This window comes from Saccharibacillus kuerlensis DSM 22868, from assembly GCF_000378145.1.
Lineage (GTDB): Bacteria > Bacillota > Bacilli > Paenibacillales > Paenibacillaceae > Saccharibacillus > Saccharibacillus kuerlensis.
Window position 1 is genome coordinate 147,770 of sequence record NZ_KB899283.1, and the last position, 19,733, is coordinate 167,502.

General features: G+C 51.3%; 16 protein-coding genes. 4 read left to right on the plus strand and 12 right to left on the minus strand.

What is annotated here, in order from left to right:
* Nucleotides 1–176 precede the first annotated feature (176 nt).
* The gene (locus F456_RS0109940) at nt 177–1,082 is read left to right on the plus strand and encodes a helix-turn-helix domain-containing protein (RefSeq protein ID WP_018976875.1); all 906 of its coding nucleotides are present in this window, start codon (nt 177–179) and stop codon (nt 1,080–1,082) included.
* A 166-nt stretch (nt 1,083–1,248) separates the two neighbouring features.
* Here the strand turns inward: F456_RS0109940 and cidR are convergent, their stop codons facing one another.
* A complete protein-coding gene (cidR, locus tag F456_RS0109945; protein ID WP_018976876.1) occupies nt 1,249–2,157 on the minus strand; it encodes a cidABC operon transcriptional activator CidR in 909 nt (302 codons plus the stop codon).
* Between the two features lie 183 nt (nt 2,158–2,340).
* Between cidR and F456_RS0109950 the strand changes: the two genes are divergently transcribed.
* A complete protein-coding gene (locus tag F456_RS0109950) occupies nt 2,341–2,709 on the plus strand; it encodes a CidA/LrgA family protein (RefSeq protein ID WP_018976877.1) in 369 nt (122 codons plus the stop codon).
* A complete protein-coding gene (locus tag F456_RS0109955) occupies nt 2,706–3,392 on the plus strand; it encodes a CidB/LrgB family autolysis modulator (RefSeq protein WP_018976878.1) in 687 nt (228 codons plus the stop codon). The genes F456_RS0109950 and F456_RS0109955 overlap by 4 nt, the downstream gene beginning before the upstream one ends.
* A gap of 122 nt (nt 3,393–3,514) precedes the next feature.
* On the opposite strand, the gene F456_RS24995 is transcribed toward F456_RS0109955, so the two are convergent.
* From F456_RS24995 to F456_RS0110010, 11 genes are all read right to left on the minus strand, one after another.
* A complete protein-coding gene (locus tag F456_RS24995) occupies nt 3,515–5,704 on the minus strand; it encodes a LuxR C-terminal-related transcriptional regulator (protein WP_018976879.1) in 2,190 nt (729 codons plus the stop codon).
* A gap of 1 nt (nt 5,705) precedes the next feature.
* Nucleotides 5,706–5,951, minus strand: coding sequence for a hypothetical protein (locus F456_RS0109965; RefSeq protein WP_018976880.1), 246 nt, complete (start codon nt 5,949–5,951; stop codon nt 5,706–5,708).
* Nucleotides 5,952–5,967: 16 nt separating this feature from the next.
* Nucleotides 5,968–7,413, minus strand: a complete 1,446-nt coding sequence (locus tag F456_RS0109970; protein WP_018976881.1) for an ATPase domain-containing protein — start codon at nt 7,411–7,413, stop codon at nt 5,968–5,970.
* Between the two features lie 151 nt (nt 7,414–7,564).
* Entirely contained in the window at nt 7,565–9,235 is a 1,671-nt protein-coding gene (locus tag F456_RS0109975) for a hypothetical protein (RefSeq protein WP_018976882.1), read from the minus strand.
* A 2-nt stretch (nt 9,236–9,237) separates the two neighbouring features.
* Nucleotides 9,238–10,050, minus strand: a complete 813-nt coding sequence (locus F456_RS0109980; RefSeq protein ID WP_018976883.1) for an ABC transporter ATP-binding protein — start codon at nt 10,048–10,050, stop codon at nt 9,238–9,240.
* A gap of 87 nt (nt 10,051–10,137) precedes the next feature.
* A complete protein-coding gene (locus F456_RS0109985; protein WP_018976884.1) occupies nt 10,138–10,983 on the minus strand; it encodes a stalk domain-containing protein in 846 nt (281 codons plus the stop codon).
* Nucleotides 10,984–11,328: 345 nt separating this feature from the next.
* Complete coding sequence (locus tag F456_RS0109990) at nt 11,329–12,738, minus strand: MFS transporter (RefSeq protein WP_018976885.1); 1,410 nt, start codon at nt 12,736–12,738, stop codon at nt 11,329–11,331.
* Between the two features lie 660 nt (nt 12,739–13,398).
* Complete coding sequence (locus tag F456_RS22285) at nt 13,399–14,562, minus strand: winged helix-turn-helix domain-containing protein (RefSeq protein WP_018976886.1); 1,164 nt, start codon at nt 14,560–14,562, stop codon at nt 13,399–13,401.
* Nucleotides 14,563–14,914: 352 nt separating this feature from the next.
* Complete coding sequence (locus F456_RS0110000) at nt 14,915–15,742, minus strand: carbohydrate ABC transporter permease (protein WP_018976887.1); 828 nt, start codon at nt 15,740–15,742, stop codon at nt 14,915–14,917.
* Nucleotides 15,742–16,608, minus strand: a complete 867-nt coding sequence (locus F456_RS0110005) for a carbohydrate ABC transporter permease (protein WP_018976888.1) — start codon at nt 16,606–16,608, stop codon at nt 15,742–15,744. The genes F456_RS0110000 and F456_RS0110005 overlap by 1 nt, the downstream gene beginning before the upstream one ends.
* Nucleotides 16,609–17,096: 488 nt before the next feature.
* On the minus strand, nt 17,097–18,335 hold the full coding sequence (locus F456_RS0110010) for an ABC transporter substrate-binding protein (protein ID WP_026293788.1): 1,239 nt from the start codon (nt 18,333–18,335) through the stop codon (nt 17,097–17,099).
* A gap of 350 nt (nt 18,336–18,685) precedes the next feature.
* Between F456_RS0110010 and F456_RS0110015 the strand changes: the two genes are divergently transcribed.
* Nucleotides 18,686–19,492, plus strand: coding sequence for an alpha/beta fold hydrolase (locus tag F456_RS0110015; RefSeq protein ID WP_018976890.1), 807 nt, complete (start codon nt 18,686–18,688; stop codon nt 19,490–19,492).
* Nucleotides 19,493–19,733 lie beyond the last annotated feature (241 nt).

Here is a 19,733-nt window from a genome sequence, read left to right on the forward strand (position 1 = left end):
ATCTAATCCAGCTCCGAGACGGGAAGCTCACGCAGACGCGGCTCAACTTTGGGGATGACAGCTGGTGGTTTTATGGATCAGCAGTCTTTCCGCATATTTTCCGCATATTTTTTTCGCAAAAAAAGTCAAAACGGCTTTATGCAGGTTTGCTAATCTGTATACAAGGAGGCGTTCACGTGAGCTATCATCCTGCCGTACAAAAAGCGATTGAATATATCGAGAGCAGCCTGGAAGAAAAGCTGGAGGGAGAGGAACTCGCAGTTTTAGCCGGCTTTTCTTTCCATCATTTTCATCGCATCTTCCAAAGAGAGACCGGCATGACGATGTCGGCTTATATCCGTTCGAGAAGGCTTGCCAGCGCCGCATCCGCACTGCTGTATACGGACGAGCGGATACTCGATCTGGCGCTGCGGTTCGGCTTCGAGTCGCAGGAGGCATTCGGAAGGGCATTCAAAAAAATCTATGGACTGCCGCCCGCACGCTATCGCAGATGGATGGGTGGCATACTGACTGGGGAGGACACTTCAATGCAAACGGAACAAAACTCAATGCAGTCCAAGATCAAAGGCTGGTTTCTAACCGGCAGTCATCCTTTTCATTATGAGATGGGTATTGACCGCAAGCATGTGCATCGCGGCAGGGGATCAGGTTACTTGAAGTCGGTTATGGCGGATTCTCCGGAACAATTTGGTACGATGATGCAGGCGTTCAGAGCTGATAAATACCGAGGCAAACGGATTCGCCTGTCTGCTTTCGTCAAAGTCCAGAATGTCGAGCCTGGCTTCGCAGCGCTGTGGATGCGAGTAGACGCTGCAGACGGCGATGTTCTCCAATTCGACAATATGGCAAACCGTCCGCTGACCGGCACACTAGATTGGAACCACTACGCCATTGTGCTTGACGTCCCTTCGCAGAGCGACAACATTTCATTTGGTGCTCTGCTGAGCGGGCATGGACAGATCTGGGTAGACGGATTTTCATTCGAAGAAGTACCGGATACCGTACCGACCACCAACCTGGAGACTTCGGGTACACTGCAAGATGAACCGGTGAATCTGTCATTCGAAGATGAAGAGGAATGAGCCGACCGCTGCATCTATTGAAAGTCGAATTAGTCTCTGCTGCAGCTTCCTCCATCGTATAGAAATAAAAAGCCGCCGACGAGGATATGCATCCTGCGTCGACGGCTTTTTCCTTCTGTAGAACTGTCTAACTGATCTTCACGAGAATCGGATCGACAGCTTCTGTTCAACTGCGGCTATCCTTAATCGGCGTCCCGCCCAACCATTCCCGGGTAAACGAAATCCATTCGCGGGCCGCATACGACTGATAACGATCCTTGTGCCAGATGACGCCCAACCTCCACCAGATCGCCGGCTCTTCGAGCGGCACAACCGTAACAGCCTTGCCCGACGCTTGACGACAGATCGTCTCGGGCAGCAGCGCAACGCCGAGCCCGCCCGCCACCATCTCGCTGATCAGATCCCACTGCGAACTTTCATAGACAATACGCGGCTGAAAGCCGGCCTGCAGACATTCGCTGATAATTCGGTCATGCAAGGTGAAATCCTCCCGGAAAAAGACAAAGTTCTCCTGCGCCAGTTCGTTCAATCTTGCGCTTGATGCCTCTGCCAGACGGTGCGAAGCCGGGACAATCAAATTCAACCGCTCTTCCGCAAATTGAAAAGAATTGAACACATCGAATGTGAGCGGAAGCACGACCACGCCGATATCCAGCAGCCCTTCCGCGACATCCGATTCTACCTTTTTGGCTCCGTCTTCGAATACCTGCAGCGTCACGTCGGGATACCGATTGTGAAAGGCACCGATTACCTTCGGAAAAAAACTCGATCCCACCATTGGCGGCAGTCCGATACGGATATGCCCCCGCTTCAGATCTGCCAGATCACCAAGCTGACCCGATAAGTTGGAGAACGATTGAGTAATCGCCTGAGCCTGCTCCATCACGACGCGGCCCGCATCGGTCAATTCGATCCGTCTACCGATCCGGTCGAACAGAGTGACTCCGAGTTCTTCTTCCAACTGCCGAATGGCCTTGCTGATCGCCGGCTGGCTCAGGTACAGAGACTCCGCCGCCCTTGTAAAACTTTTAAGTCTTGCCGTCTCCAGAAAGTACTGCAGATGCCGAATATCCATACTCCGAATCATCCTCTCCCTATCAGATCATAGAATTTAATCCATAACCATCAGGAATGCTTTTCATTCTTTTTATTCATTTTACTCATGAAAGAAAGAGATGTAAAATTTCAGTATGGAAAATAAATGACAGAACTTTTTTATATATTTTTCAAAATTAATCCGGTAAAGGAGCATTCGCCCATGAAAAAAGCGCTGCTGGCTGCGATTCAGGTTGCAATTCTAATGGGCTTCTCCGAACTGGTCAACGTCCTTGCAGCCTGGATGCACCTTCCGCTGCCCGGCAGTATTGTCGGCATCCTCGTTCTTTTCCTTCTATTGCAGTTCCGTGTCGTCAAACTGGAATGGATTGAACTAGGTGCAACCTGGCTGCTGGCCGAACTTCTGCTGTTTTTTATTCCGGCTGCCGTCGGCGTAATGAACTATATTCCGCTTCTTGAACAGGACGGGCTTCGCATTTTTGCTGTCGTGCTGCTCAGTACGCTGCTCGTCATGACCAGCTCGGGCCTATTGGCCAGAACTTTATCCCGAAGAAAGGAGAGCCGCACATGATGATCGAACAAGCCGTTACGTATCTTACTGCTACTCTTCTTATTTATTATGCGGCCAAGTGGTTGTATCGCAAGTATCCCAAAGTCTATCTGTCTCCACTGCTCATCACACCGGCTGTTCTGGTTGTCGTGCTCCTTGCTACCCATGCTTCTTATTCGGACTACAATGCAGGGGGAGAATGGCTCTCCAAGCTGCTGCAGCCGGCTACAGTCGCTTTCGCCGTTCCGCTGTACAAAAATCTGCAGACACTCAAAAAGCATGCAGGTGAAATTATTGCCAGCGTTTTGTTCGGATCGCTCACGGCGATTCTGTCATCCGCTGTCCTCGCTCGCCTCATGCATCTGGACAGCGAACTGGCCAGCAGTCTCGTTCCCCGTTCGGTCACAACGCCGATCGCGATGAACGTCTCTCAAATGATCGGAGGCGTACCGACGATTACAGCCGTGTTTGTGATCATAACAGGCCTGCTTGGCGCTATGATCGGTCCTTCCGTCGTCAAACTTCTGCGAATCGAAGGGGATATTGCCAAGGGCGTTTTGTTTGGAACAAGCGCCCATGGTACAGGTACTTCGAAGGCTTTCGAGTTGAATCCCCTCACCGGCACAATCTCCAGCATTTCAATGATTTTGGCGGCATTATTCACTCTGCTGGCTGCGCCGGCACTGCTGAGCCTGCTCGGCTGATTATGAATCCTATCAATATCCTGCCAATGTTTTGCTACAAAAAACCCGTTCTCCGGTGTCGGAAAACGGGTTTTTTATGGACTGAGCAGATATGCAAACGACCTCTTAAACGCAGCAGAACGTTAACCGATTCCTCGGTTGAACACTCTGGCAATAGCCTGTGCCCGGTCGCTTACGCTCATTTTATTGAAAATGTTGGTTAAGTGATTTTTCACCGTATGTTCGCTGATAAACAGTTTGGCGGCAATATCCTTGTTGCTTGAAGCGCGTACTACCAGCTCCAGCACATCTTTTTCCCGCTTGGACAGTCCGAATTCTTTGACAATTGCGTCAATTCCCCGTTCTTCCGCTTCTGCAGGATTGAAAGCGGCCGGTGTGCCGTCAGAAAGCATAACTTCACTCTGCACCGTATGACGAACTGCCATAAACTTACGGAAATGATTAAACAATTCCGGAGAAACTCCAGTCAGATGAAGGCGGCCTGCCGTCTCTTCATCCAATTCGGCAAAGTACAGCACAGTTCGAAGCAGCTGAGCTGGACGGGAATAGGAAAAACTTCCTGTTCGCCCTTCCGATTCCAACATCAATTGATGTTCATTGAGAATTTCCAATTCGTTGGCGAAAGAGTCGCTCAGTTCGCTTCGCGCCGCATCGTCCAACACGGACAACATGTTTGCCCGCTGCAGCAAAGAAGCTTCCTCTGCCGTAATCCCGCCATACCTCGCATATTCGTCCAGCAAACGCAGCGACAGATCGGCTTTCTTGCCCTGATCGTCTTCCCTCTGCTTGGCCGAGGCATACATCAATCGGAGGAAACGTTCATTTTGCAGCCCCAGCTGCCGCTGATCGTGTACCGACTGTAAAATGATACTTCCCATCGTCGCCAGCGCCAGCAGAACTTCCCGGCATTCTTCGGCCTCCTGTTCGCTGCTGAGCGATACGGCCAGTACGCCACGGGTTTTCCCGGCATAAACGATTGGATACTCCATCATCAGCTGGCCTTCCTCGGTCTGCGATAGTTCAAACCCCGGCGAATTCACACTGGAATTTTCATGCAGAACGCGTTTGGCCACCTCGCGCGCATACTGTTCCGCCAAATCGTTGGCAATGCCCCGGGACACGATTTGTACCTTTTGCCCACTTGAACTTTCATGCACAATTATTGCCGAGGAAGGATTCCAGACCAGACTGAGACTCATATCGACCAGCATAAACATAATCCGCTGAATGTTCTGAGCCGAAATCATGAATCGAGTCACTTCCATGAGCGGACGAAGACGTTGGATTTGGCGTTCCATCCGAGCTTCTATAGTGCCGCTCGCGATATACTCACCGACAAGCGCGATCAAGACTTCTTCAAATTCCCGCATCAGGGAATCCGCTTGAACCTTTTTCTTGGAAACGATGAAGAGAATCCCTAACTTCTCCATGCCTACACGAACAGGGAAACAGCGCAGTCCGTAAAATTCGGAGACTCCATGCTGTTTGAAGAAGGAGGCTCTGGGATCCCGTTGAATATCGGTCCACTGCATCGGAGTATCGCTTAAAGCAGCCTGCCCCAAGAAACCTTCGCCTTCCCGAAATTCAGCATCTTGAAGCAGGGAAGCTCCTTCGCCAGCAAGGCGGCTGATCTGGTATTCGCCCGGTCCGATCTTCTCGGCATAGCCCATAACGTCCGTTCCCCCGCTGACGCTGAGGAACTGTTCAAATGCCTGATCGACAGTTCCTCTGTCTCTGCGAGTGGTCGACATGACATCGCGCAGCTCCGCCAGCCGTTCGCGCACATAGGCTTCACGGTATGCCGAACGCAGAACACGTTCGGAAGTCTCGGCCAGCTTGCCGATCTTTTCTCTCCAGATCTCCGCTTCTTCGCCAGACAGTTCTTCCGCCTCCAGCACAAGATCAAGCAGAAGCTTATGTCCTTCATTGTACAAACCGGCTCCGGCCACTTCTTCTTCCAGCATCTGCTTCGTACCTGATTGAATCAGTACGCCGGCCAGTACATAATATACCGCATCTCCGTCAGGAGACTTGAATGGAGCAATAATAAACTTAACACCCGGAAGCCAGAGATCACACAAAGCGGGCCTCGTTAGTCCTGCATAATGACGGACTTCCTGCCAGAAGCGATCACGCGTTTCTCCGTCCGCATCGGTCAGCTTTTTGAAGAAGGGATGGTGAGAAGAAGGCTTGACGAGCGGCCGGCCGTGACCGTCCACGATCAGGATGGAAAGGCGCGTAAACTCCGCATAAGTTTGTTGAATTTCTTCGACGGTTTTCTTAACGTCCATTATCCAGCTTTTCTCAATCATATTAATGGATCTCCACTTCGCTTTGAGTATAAGGGGTTTTGTACGAATAAATAGCCATGTTCCCTTCACCTCTTTTATCCAGGATGGAGATTGCGGCCAAGCGGTTCAGTACAATTTCCAACGGCTCGATTCCGCGTCCAAGCTTCTTGGCGAGTCCTTTTGCGGTTTCATAGGCGTAAGGGTTGTTTTCAAAAAACACCGTGCACTCCATCTGCAGCTTCAACAACTCCTGATCCGAAATCGTCATCTTTCTCGTGTGCCCCCTATATCAGCCTAACATACGGTCTGTCCCTGATATTCTCGACGATATGGGGAGCCGACATGCGGCCGCCCGGGGATTTCGTAATCTGGAGATACTGATAGCTTCCATCCACCCAAGTACGAATCACTCCGTTGGAAGCCCGTTCGAGGAAGGAAGACGTCTCCAGTCCGATTTCCGTAAAGTTGCTCTGACAGAGCACCGTAACGCCCGCAGCCCTGCACCGGGCCATCTCGTCGGCAAAATGACGCTTAACATACTCCCGCCCGCGTTCCGAGAGCACCGTATTCAGGTCGTAATGAATAAACCAGCGCCTGCCCTCAACGACACTCTCGCGGAAATACGGATTAATTGCTTCGTACACTTTCTTCTGATATTCCCCATTCGAAAGCCGGTCAACATAAATAACCGATTTCTCGTATTCGGGAGCAACTTGACGATGATAATGGTCGATAAAGAACACTCGTTCTTCAAGAGCGGCTTCACGGAGCGAAGCGCCGAACAGTTCCAGCGACTGCTCCAACGTCTCCACAGAACTGAGACCCGACAGCATAAATACGACGCAGTCTCCCTCCTTGATCCTTTCCGCATAGATCGAAGTCATCAAGTATTTGTAATTGGCTTTACTGTTGCTATCCAGCATAAACGCACTTCCTTGCGGAAGCCCGCCAAAAAGCAGGTCGTCCAGCGACTGAATTCCTGTACTCAGACGGGCAACGCCGTCGCTCACGATCTTGTCTTCGACCATGGACAGAGCCGGTAGAATACATATCCCGTCACTCAGGAAGCGGTAATGGTGCTCGCCTTCCACAATACAGGTTCCGCGCATCTTAAGAATCTCGATCGTACGCTTGCGAAACCTCTCCATATGTTCGCGCAGCGACAGACGAATAATGCCGTCGCATACGTAATTCTCAAAAGGCGTCGAACGTCCTTCCCACTCTCCGTATTCCCTAAGGAAAAATGCGGTGAGATTGAACTTGCGCATAATATTGCGAACCGAATAAATCTGTTCGCGTCCGTCGGTTTGAAGTCCTCCCAGCGTACGGAACAAACTGATACTGTCGATTACAACGCGCTTGCAGTCGATTTCCCGAATCAACTGCTCGAACAATCCATCGGTCCGCATCATTTGATCGAGCAGTACATCCGGCTCCAGGCAGATGATCCGCAGCTTATTCTGCCGTTCGAGTTCACGCAGATCCCATCCAAAGCCGGACATATCCCGGTAAATTTGTTCCGGAAGTTCTTCAAAAGTTATATAAATTCCCGATTCTCCGTATTGCCTGGCTCCTTCGAGCAGAAACTGAATGCCCAAAGTCGTTTTGCCGGTACCCGGATTTCCCTCAAGTATAATCGTTGTGCCGCGAGGGACTCCTCCGCCAAGCAGCTCGTCGAGCCCCGGAACCCCAGTGTGTACGATATCTTGACCCAACCTCGTTTCTTGCATAAGTTCCGTCGACCCCCTTGATCGAAGTGATTGCGCAGTGATGATTCGTTCGTTATCTAGAATAGGAATATTCTCTTATATTGATCTTACCCGATAACTCTAGAGTTTGAAATAGCTTTTCCATTTTTTCCATAGCGTTGTCATATCTGATTCAACCTTTTGCAAAAAGGGTTCCGTGCCATATCCAGAAGTTGCCTGCCAGCATGACGGCCAGCAGCAGCCATACGCCAAAGCCCGGCAGGAAGGCAAGAACTCCGTAATGCAGAGCCGCGAACATTCCCAACAGCAGCATAGCGCCAAACATCTTGAGCCCGCCGCTCTCTCGGGAAGAAGTCGGGAACGGCAGTGAGAATGGCAGTTCACGTTCCAAAATCCGAAGCGTCAATGGGAACAGCAGCGCCGATGCGGCTAAGATGACAAGCAGATCCGGAACAATCCGCATACCAAACAGCAGAACGAACAGAATCGACTCTACCAGGAAAAGAGGTAGGAATAACCGGACTAACAGCGCCTTGAGCGTTCCGCGATAAATAACGTCGACATTCGTGAGCGGCGCGGTGTTGTAGATCCAACTGCCTTTAAAGCCTCCGGAATATTTCATCATCATGACAAGTGTTGGAATCATGATCGCACACGCATATATATTCAGATAGCCAAGACCTGCTGAATAATCGACAGCCATAAGATCTCCGCTGCCTGCGGCAAAGCTGAACAGAAAAATAAACGGAATCGCAATAGAGAAGCCTAGCGAAGGATAAACATTAAGCTTGAATTCACGTTCTCCCGCAAGCATCGAGGACGCGAATACATAAAATGCCTGTTCTTCTTTACTGCGGCAAAACAACGTTGCCAGCATACGATTCCATTTCTTGATACGGGAGCCTCGACGGCGGGAGGTAGTTCCACTAAGCTTCTCCAAACTTCGTTCAAAGCCGGGCATCAGACGATAGAACAAGATTGCTCCCAGCAGCGGCACCATGAGACCAAGCAGGGCAGGGACTACATATACGGCTTCGCCGCGGCCGTTCAGCAGCCATTCGAAGCTGGCCGAGTACCACAGCGGAGGCAGCGCGAGCTCCCACCAGCCCGGTTGGAATCCGTCCGCGAAACGTGAGAAATCCATGGCGCGAATCGCAACCTGATAACCAATCATCATGAAGACCGTCATGGCGATCTGGACATAGTTGATCATATCTTTCAGCGTTTCGCCGTCGAACAGCTTAAGTACAAATAGATAAACCAATGCCGTGAAGACGGCAACCAGCAGCCCTCCCAGCACAAGCGACAGAAACAGAAGTCCAGCGAATGCCGGTCCTTGACGAACAATGGAGACTAACACCGGTACGGCACCAAGCGCCAGTGAAAACTGTGCAAAATAAATCAATATGTGAAGGGCTTTCGCCATCCCGAGCGTCCGACCGTCGACAGGCTTCGTATGCAGAATTGATTTGTCGCGCACATCGAGCATAACAGACGAGAAGTCCGACAGCATTGACGTCATCATAACAAACAGCAGGACGGCAAGAACAATGCCTACTTGAATCATATAAGGCCCATCGATCAGCAAAAAAAACGAAGAGAGTGCTCCATAGAGCGCATAGAAAAACAATGTACGACCTATTCCCGACTTTTCGCTCGGCTGGTCTTCCGAATCCGAACTTCGATTTCCACCGCGAAAAAGCGCTGCAGCCCCGGTCGTTCGGCGTTTGTCGAGCGTCAGTTTCAAGCCCAGTATCCGGCGCATGACCGGATAATCGATTCCCATACGTTCAAACAGCAGGCGCATGCGATCCAGCACGCGCAAAGTACGATAATTGTTCATCGTCAGCGCTCCTTCACGGCGGCGGCAAGCCGTTCCGCAATCTGACGATGCTCATGGAAGTCGGTCAGTTGGTTGAAAAGTTCTTCCAGCGACTTCTCTCCACCTCTAGCCCGCAGTTCTTCAAAGCTGCCATCAGCAGCTACCCGCCCTCCGCTCAGCAGCACGATCCGGCTGCTGATTTTCTCAACTACATCCATAATGTGAGAAGAATAGAAGATGGTTTTCCCTTGTCCGGCCAACAAATCAAGCAGTTCCTTGATAACCATGACACTGTTTGCATCAAGCCCGCTCAGCGGCTCGTCCAGGAAAATCAGGTCGGGGTCATGAAGCAGGCAGGAGGAGAGCAGCACCTTCTGCTTCATTCCTTTGGAGTAGGAAGCAATACGCGAGTCGATGGCATGACCGAGTTCGAAGCCTTTCATGAGCAGACCGGCTTTCCACTCGGCTAGATCCGGCGCCAATCCGTACAACTCACCGGTAAAAGTAAGGTATTCCCTTGCAGTCAAGTTATCATACATCTCTGCCGTTTCCGGCACATAACCGATTCGGCGCTTGTAGTCCGGCCCCGCTTCGGCGATATTCTGCCCGAATAACCGGACTTCGCCAGTGTAACCTTGGACAAGGCCGAGCATAATCTTGATTGTCGTGCTCTTCCCCGCTCCGTTCGGACCTATGTAACCGATCACCTGCCCCTGCCGGGCTTCCAGATCAATTCCGTTCAATACATAACGATCGCCATATTTCATTCGCAGATCCCGGATCGACAACACCGGTTCGCTGGCAGCACCGATCTCTCTTGCTTGTTCATGTTCCATTCTTCTTCGTCTCCTCGTATTCGCGAACTTCGCCTATCCGGAGTTTCCGATAGAGGCCGAACGCTATTGTCAGGAGGGACGACCTAATCAACGATACTCATCATAAGGAGCAAATACCGCCGTTCCCGCCTGCAGTACACCGTTCTTATACGTATATTCAATCTTCAGGTCGCCAATAAATTCCGCCATGCCTACCTGTACGCCCGCAGTTGCTGTCAGCTTGCCGTCTTCCACCTGATAGCGGAGAACACTTCCGATTCCCGGAGCACCGCTCCGACTTGCCTTCTCTGTCAAAATGCGATCTCCCTCTATGGCAGTCGATACGCCGCCTGCCTCAATCATCAGCGTTCCGTCCGGCAGGGTCGAGCTCTTGAACTGCTTAAGCATTGCAACTAGCGCATCCTCAAGCGGAATTTGCTCCAGATTTGCATTGTATACAACCGCTTCATTCAGGTAAACGCCTGTCCCATAACCCTGCGTAAGCAGGATTACCGTATCGGATTCAGCTCCGCCTGTAAGATTGGCAGCAGCAAACTCGGGCGGATAGTTGCTGTCCGGCCCTAATGTCTCGCCCGGCAGATCAGTGTCGGTTCCCTCTTTATGCAGACGCAGGTTGTCCCACATGCCGCTTGGATGTTGAGTTCCGGTAATGAAAATCTCACCGGCAGCGGATTTGGCAACCAACCCGCTTCGGTTGTCGACGTGAAGCAAACGCGTTTTCTCGTCGTAACTGATTTTTTGATCGAACAATTCCCCGGCAAGACTCAGCGGAAGCATCACCTGCCCTTCGACGAATCGCGGTGAAGCCTCGGTTACGACTTCAGTTCCGTCACGGTAAACTTTGATTGGAGCGGCGGCGGATGCTGTCAGTGCAGCAGCGGCAACCGAAAGGCATACCAGAACAGAGACGGCAAGGCGGCGTGTTTTTTTCATAATTAATGTCCTCATTTCGTTCCCGAAGGATATATAGGGTTAAAGACGCTTATGGCAAAGCGCCGAGTAGGCTTATCGGTCTATGTCATAATCGGTCGGTCAATATATGATATGTCGGCATTTATATTTGAAAGCATGAAAAAATTTCGGTTGTCCTGCATCGGAAGGCTTAGTCAATCAATAAAACTTTTCTTAAAAAAACCCTCCATCTCTTAGCTTAAAACATAATAAGAATTTTACCAGCCAAAAAGTTGTAACCCTATATTACAGTTCCATGACAAAAGCCCCTTTCCTCCCGGAAAAGGGCAGCATACAGGTCTTATCAAACATTTTTTTCGAAATTCCTTATTTTTGAACGTCCACTGCTTCAATGCTTGCCCCAGGCCACCATAGGCGTCCGAAAGCAAAGCCTGCCGCACCCAACAGCAGTACAGTCAGTCCGGCTCCCGCAAAAACGGCGCTTAAGCCGAAACGCTCGATCAGCACTCCTCCCAGCGGCGGAGCAGCGACCATGACAGCACTGAGCGCCGTATTCTGAATGCCGAAGACGCGACCGGTCATTCCGGAAGGGGTCTCCCTCTGAAGTGCATAGTTGAAAGTAACCAGAAATAGTCCGTTTCCCGCTCCGAGCAGCAGTCCGATTCCTATAATTAGTATGCCCGAAGCACCGACAGGTAGCAGGGCAAGCAGCAGAATCGACAGTCCGAGCAGTCCGTAACTCAAACCGAGCTTAAGAGCGTACTCGGCTTGGCGCAGTGGCCGAAAGCGCATATTCGCCACTGCCACCCCTGCTGCCGACGCACCGGATGCGGCAAGCAGCCAGCCAATCGCCGTCTCGCTGTCCGGTGCGATCTCCCGGAACAGACTGATAAATTGAAAGTCGATTGCCTGAATGACTATCATGCCCACCAAGGCAAACAGCAGCAGATTCATCAGGATCGGCGTCCGACGAACAAATATCCAGCCTTCCCGCAGCATAACACTGAATGGAGTCCGCTTGGCCTTTGCCCCGGATTCCGCTTCCCCTTTAAGTTTCCCCAGACGTTCCGCATCGACATCTTTCGATACCGTTCTCAAAATGCCGTAAGACACCAGCCTGGCGACCGCATTGACGAGAATACAGGCTTGAGGCGACAGCACTGACAGCAGCGACGCTCCCAGCAAAGGACCTGCTATGCGTGACAATTGACTCACCAATCCGTTCAATGAGGAAGCATCAAGCAGCTGTTCTTCCGAAACTACCCTGCGCGTTAACGCCTGCTGGGCCGGCATATTGAAGACCCCTAAGGCGGCGCGCAGTGCCAGCAGCGGTAGGAGCCAGCCGATACCCGGCACCAGCAAAATCGCGACAGTCGTCAGCGCCGTCAGCAGGTCGCAGACTCTCATCAGCTTCAAGCGGTTCACTCGGTCCGCGGCAGCTCCGGCAGCCGAACCGAGCAGAATGCCAGGTACTGCCATACATACTGGAACCAATGCAATCTCAAGCGGACTGGCCTGCCATCTGTAGCCGATCAGTACCTGAATGGCGATGATATCGAACCAATCGCCGAATACGGAAATACTGTAGGCCGAGAAAGTCCGGCCGAATACGGGATGTCTCAGCAGCGAAGAAGATTTCTTCCACTCTGGCCGAACCGTTTTTCCGGCGGTTTCGGAAGCTCCTGCCGCAATTTTGTCTTTTTCTGCCGCTTCCGTTCTTTCATTTCGCTCTGCTTTCTCGGTTCTGTTGGGTTTCTCGTTTCTTCTTCCTCTCATATTCGCTCTCCCTTTCCTAAAGCCATACAGGCGGCCCTTCCGTCATATGACGCGGATTCAGAATAAGCGAAGATTGTCAGAGGTTTATCAGAGAGTTCAAGGACGTATCTTCAATAGGCGTCCATATTAGAGTCTGTACGCAAACCTATTTCAGCCAGATCGGAAAGAGTTTATTGAAATTGTAGGAAAGAAAGAGAAGTGAAGTGAAAGAAAAATAAGTGCGCTTGTACACTTATTCTTCTCGAATTTTTAACTTTCGCTGAAATAAGTGCTCTCATACACTTATTTCAGCGTTTTTGCGTCTCTACCCCTACTTTCACGTTAAATAGCTGCACCTGTGCACTTATTGTGCGATTTGGCGAGCTTTTGCGGAAAATAATTGCATATGAGCACTTATTGGGCTTTGTGTTGAATCTTATTGATCGGATTTTATTCATCATGTCTTACTGAACGGTCCCATTACGGCGTGTACGCGAACCAATAATCGACTTCGTATTTTACGTTCAAGGGCTTCATTTAAATTGGAAAACCGGACTTGGGCGTTAAAAGCATCTTCTATTCGAAAAGTGATGAGTTTACGCGCACGACTCCGTTAATTCTTCTAAACGAAATCCGCAACCAACAAAAAACGAATTCCGTGCCTTTTGCTTAAGCCTGGCCTTACGTCCGCTCCAAGTTGTCGAGATAGCCTTCGATCGTTTCTCTCAGCCGGTGTTCCAGACCCGCAATTCCCAGCCTGTTATATTCGGTCGCCAGCTTTGCTGAATATTTCCGCTCGGCCGAACTGCCTGGCATATGCCGCCGCAGCACATCGCAGATCCTCAGCAGTGCCAGCAGCCGATGCGGCACAAAGCCCGATCGTTCGAACGTATCTAACCCTTCGCCGAGCAGCGCTTCCCCGGCTGAGATACTACCGGCCAGCAGCAGCCGCGTACCTTCAAGCATCCGGTAACCGGCCAATTCCCGCATATATGGTTCCGCTTCCAGCAGTTTGGCTGCCCGCAAAGATTGCATTTCGGACGCTTCCGGCCCGTCTTCCATCAGCCGAACATACAATTCGCTAATCTCGATCGGTATGACGAAGCCATCCAACTTCTGCTCGGCAGCAGCCTGACGGCCTTTTTCCAGCGTTTCCAGTGCTTCAGCTGTTCTTCCTTCCGCAGCGTAGAGATCGGCGATATTGAGCAGCTCCATCTCCCGGTGTCCGTCCGCAGGGAGTGCCTTCAAACGCAGTGCCCGCTCGCATAGTCCCGCTTTGGACCACGGCGTATCGGTGACGAACATGTCGAACAGCAGCAGCCAATAAATCCGTTCGCCGATCGGCGCTTCGTTCGTTTCGAGAAACCAGCGCAAGTCGCCCGCGATAAAATGCAAATACAGACGATAAAAAGAATCCAACTCAAATCCCAACGTCTCCCGCTGTCCGGCAAGCGCCAGCATCGCTCTGCCTTGACCCAGCCGATGATAACGGGCAAACACGCCGCTCATAGCTTCCTGTACGGCCGGATCCCGCAGCGAAGGCTCTCTGCCATCCGACGCCGAGGGCCGAAGCGACAGAGCGTATCCGACGCCCCGTATCGTTTCGATCGTCGGGCCTCCTATAGTCTTCAGCTTTTTGCGCAGCCGGTATACATGGTCGTCTACGGTGCGATCAACCGGGTACTCACCTGTCCATACCCGCTCCAGCAGTTGATCGCGGCTGAAGACGATATTCGCATTAAGATACAGAAAATGCAGCAGCGCATACTCCTTGGCCAGCAGTCCAATTTGTCCAACGGCACTTTCCACCGTAAGCCGACCGTCGTCGAATGTAAGACCTGACATCTCCGTTCCTCCTTTCGCCGGTCTTGATCCGGCTTGTTCGTCTCGATGCATCGCCCGCGCTGCATGGCGCCGTACGCACTTGTTAGTACCAATTATTATATCGCACCGGCAGAAAGTGCGCAGAATTGGTAGCATCCGCCGGTGTCCTCCCAATCCTTCACATACCAAAAAGCGTCCGGAGCACCTTGATCAACTCGGTGCATCCGAACGCATTTCTGTATCGATCCGATTTCGGATCTTTTGCATTGTTGTTTTCTCAGCTTGTTCGTTCACTTTCTTTTGAATTACTGATCGTATCGTTTGTTTGTTTACTTGTTTACTTGTTTACTTGTTTACTTACTTGCTCACCTGCTTACTTTACGGCTCCCTGCGTTACACCGTTGATAATCCACTTTTGCGCAAACAGATAGACAACGATCATCGGCAGCATAGCCAGCAGGTATGAAGCGAATGCCAGGTTGAATTCCGTATTGAACTGTCCCTGGAATACGTACTGTACGAGCGGCAGCGTATACTGCGACGGGCTGCTGATAATGACGAGTGGCAGCAGGAAGTCGTTGTACGTCGACAGACAGATCAGAATGCCTACTGTTGCGTTGATCGGCGCCATTAGCGGGAAGATGATCCGGACAAACGTCCCGAACGTTCCGGTCCCGTCTACCGTCGCAGCCTCCTCCAAGTCGATCGGAATGGAACGGATATAGCCGACATAGATGAATACGTTAAACGCCAGCCCATAAACTGTATGCAGAATAATCAGTCCCAGCAGATTCGTCATGCCCAGCGATGCTGTGAGCTTAACGATCGGCAGCATGATAATCGGGAACGGAATGAACATGGCACTGATAAAGTAAAAATACAAACCTCTGAAAAACTTGCGTTTGGCCATGTTTCTCGCAATCGCGTAGGCGACCAGCGAGTTCGTCAAAATGGTAAGCACGACGGTCGAAACGGTGACAATGGCGCTGTTGCGGAACGCCTGGAAAAAGTTTGTCATTTCGATCGCCTGTGCAAAGTTCTCGAACCGCAGATTTGTCGGCAGACCGAAGATGGAGTTCAGCATATCGTTCTGGTTTTTCAACGCGATTGTGACCGCCATATACAGCGGAAACAGAATGAAGACCGTTCCGAGCGCGATCAGGATCATTACCGGCCAATTGGTGCGGGTACGGTTTTTCATTACATATCCGTCTCCCTTCTCTGCAAGTATCGAATCTGTACAATCGAGATGACCGCGATCACGATAAAGTAGATGACCGAGTTAGCCGATTGATACGCAAATTCTCCGCCTTCGAAGCCGCCTGTATAGATCAGATGCGAGATCGACTGGGTAGCGCGCCCCGGACCGCCGTTGGTCAGTGCGACAATCAAGTCGAATACCATCAAGGCGTTTTTCATAGCCAGAACCATATTGATAGTAAAAAACGGTGCGATCAGCGGGAACGTGATTTTCCAGAACTCCTGCCATTTGTTCGCTCCGTCGAGCCCGGATGCTTCGTACAGCTGAACCGGGATCGTCTGCAGACCGGACAGGTACAGGATCGTATTCAGCGCGATACCCTGCCAGATTGCGACGAAAGCGACGCCGACCCACGCCAGTGCCTGGCTGCCCAGCAGGTTGGTGGACAGCGCTTCACTGCCGATATTCTGCCCCCAGACGGTAAATACGTTGGAGAACAGATAGTTGAATATGTAGCCGACAATCAGAACGCTTAGAATATTCGGCAGGAAGTAGACGCCCCGGAAAAAGTTTCGAGCTTTGATGCTCGCATTCAACCCCATTGCGATCAGCAGACTGAGCACATTGATCACAATTGTAACGAGGATAGCGAATTTGAACGTAAACCAATAGGCGTTGCCTACGTTGTCGTCCTGGAACAGATAGTAATAGTTTTTGAAGCCGACAAAATCGTATGTTTGGGCGAATCCGTTCCAGTTAGTGAAGGAATAGAATACACCCTGCAGCGCAGGAAACGTGTGGAACACAAAAAACAACAGCAGGGCGGGTACGGTCATCCAATAAAAAGCCGCTCTTCTTTTTGCCATATGGTCCTCCTTCTGCTCGGTGTTTGAGGCGGGAGAGGCGCTGCGGGCGGGGGATCCCTCCAATCGCTGTTTCGGTTCAATTTTCTCGATTATATGTTTTAAGGTGAAAATCGGACCTCAAAGGCGACCGCTTCGCTTTTCCGGGATTCCCCCGCCCTCCGCTTACACTCGCGCGCCGAGTTAGTTTTGGGGTGTTTTAGGGATAGGCAGCCCTGTAACGGGACCGCCCGACTACGCTGCGCTTCGCAGAGTAATGATGAGCGCGCCTGTTCGGCACGCGCAGCAGCTGCGCTGCGGCGAGTAGAGCAAGCCTGCCTGTTCGGGCAGGCGGAGCAGCTTCGCTGCTTCTAAGCGGGAAGCGTCGGCGGCTTGGCCTGGACTTTTCCCGCCTCAAAGCGATACAACTTTAGAAATAAACATTCGAACTTCCTATGACTTCGAAGGCAAATATCAACTTCAAGCGTGATTGTCCGATTCCTCCGCAGCGCTTACGATCTTCGGTTCGCAACTTTGTCCCACTCGCTGTCGAGACGCTTCAGGAAAGCGTCGACGTCGCCCTGCTGCAGGAAGCTCTGGACAAGGGAATTAAGCTGTACGGCTGCTGGAATGTAATGGTCGGCAAAGTCGACCAATCGGCCGGATTCGAAGTAAGGCTGAAGCTCTGTCAGAGCCGGGTCATCTTGATCGATACCTTCTACGGCAGAAAAGGCGGTTTGTTCCTCGATATACTGCGAAATGTTTTCGTCTTCCAACAGGAACTCAATAAACTTCAGCGCCTCTTCACGGTGCGGAGTGCTCTCGGAAACCGCGAGCAGCGTGTCGACACCGGAAACGAGATTGTTGGACTCCGCGTCATCTCCGGTCGGTGTGGCGAAGAACCCCAGATCGATGTCGGCATTTGCTTTGCGAATTTCGGGAATCGCCCAGGTGCCCTGGATGTACATTGCGGCTTCGCCGTTTGCAAAAGCACGGTTGCCGTCGGCATAAGTGCGGCCAAAGTTGTCATTCGTACCGTATGGAAGTACGGCCTTTGTCTTCTCTGCTACTTCGCGCATGACATCGTCTTGAAAAGATACCTCATTTTCACGGCGCTGCAGGAAGAAGTCGATTCCCGCGATATTCGGCGCTAAGGCGTTGAACAGCAGGTTGGAGGTCCAATCGTCTTTGTAGGTCAGATAAAACGGTGTAATGCCCGCGTCTTGAATTTTCTGCGCGGTGTCCATCAGTTCGTCCCATGTCTTGGGCACTTCAAGATTCAGCTCTTCGAAGATGGCCCGGTTATACATGATGCCGTCGGCGTTCGCCGCATAAGGAATGCCCGTAATGTCTTCCTTGCCGGTCAGATCGTTCAGCATCTGCATGTAGCGGGGATTGATTCGATCAAGCACGGGCTCTCCGGTCAGATCGGCAAAAATATTGCTCTGTCCCAACACGGAGTACGTGTCGGTCGCGCCCATACCAATCACATCGGGTACATCTTCCTTGACGACACGGGTCATGAGAACGGTTTCAGCATCCGGTGGATTGCTCTGTGTAACGACAATGTCGGGATTCTGTTCGTTGAACTTGGCGACCAGCCGATCAAAGGATCCTTTGGCTTCCGGTTTGTTTTGGAAAAACTCGATATGTACCTTACCGTCGGCCGACTGTCCACCTGTACAGGCGGTCAGTGTTAACAGAATGCCCAACAGGCACGCTGTTCCCAGCAGTCTGCTCCATTTCTCCATATCATGCGCCTCCTCGCAGTCTGATTTCGGTTGTGCTTCGGACGGCAGCAGCAGCGTATTCCGTCGTTCAAATTTCGTATCCGGCATTTCGGAATGTGTGCCTTGAACTCTTATGTGACATGTACTGCCTGCCCTTTCGCTAAACAATACCCGATTGGACTCTGCAGCGAATCTAAAAATAAAGCGTTTTCGAAGAATGGACCGAATAAACCCGCTCCCACCGTACAGAAAATGACCAAAGAAAAATGAAAGGAGCAAGGTTCAAGGCCCATTTTAGGGTAATAATTAAGCGTCTAAAACGGTGTTGGGGAAATACGGCTTAAGTCGAGACGAAACGGAGGGTTTTAATTATGGGAAAATACGTTGAAGTGGAACCGGGCATCAACATTTATGTGGAAGATGTCGGTCAGGGACGACCGGTTATTTTCCTGCACGGATGGCCGCTGGATTCGCGAATGTTCGAATATCAATATATGCGTCTGCCTGCTCAAGGATTCCGCTGCATCGGAATTGATGCACGCGGTTTCGGCAAGTCCGACGCCCCGTGGGAAGGTTACACGTACGACCGTTATGCGGACGATGTTCGTGCCGTAATCGATGCCCTGGATCTGCAGGATGCCATTTTGGTAGGCTTCTCGATGGGCGGCGCTACGGCAGTACGTTATGCGGCCCGCCACCAGGGACACGGCATTTCCAAACTGCTGCTGCTCGGCGCGGCTGCCCCGAGCTTCACCGTTCGTGAAGGTGTACCGGACGCAATGACGCCCGAAGACGTCAACGAACAGATTATCCAACCGACTTTGGAAGACCGTCCGAAAATGATTACGTCCTTTGGCAAAAAATTGACGCACAAATCGCCTAGCGTTTCCTCGTTCGCTTGGGTCGAAATGGTGGCCTTCCAGGCTTCCGCAGTCGGTACGCTGCGCGCTGCTGAAATGCTGCGCGACGAAGATCTTCGCGGCGATCTGAGCCAGATTACGGTCCCGACGTTTATCTTCCACGGCGAGAAAGACAAGGTCTGCCCTTACGGATTAGCAGAAGCGATGCATGCGGGTATTCCTTCTTCCCAACTTGTACCTTTCGAAAAGAGCGGACATGCCATGATGATGGATGAACCGGAGAAATTTAATGAGGAACTTGTATCAGTCCTTCGATAACTGAAGGACTGATACAAGAACTTGTTTCGATCCTTCGATGAAATGTAGGATCGAAACAAGGAACTTGCATCCGTCCTTCGATGAAATGAAGGACCGAAACAAGAAACTTGCTGTCGCACCTTCAACAACAAAAAAGTTAAAATCCGCTGTATTCCGGCATTCCGGAAGGCGAATAAATAAGGCCGCTCTCCGGTATCGGATAGCGGCCTTTGCTCTTGGTCCGCATCTGCATGCAAAAGCA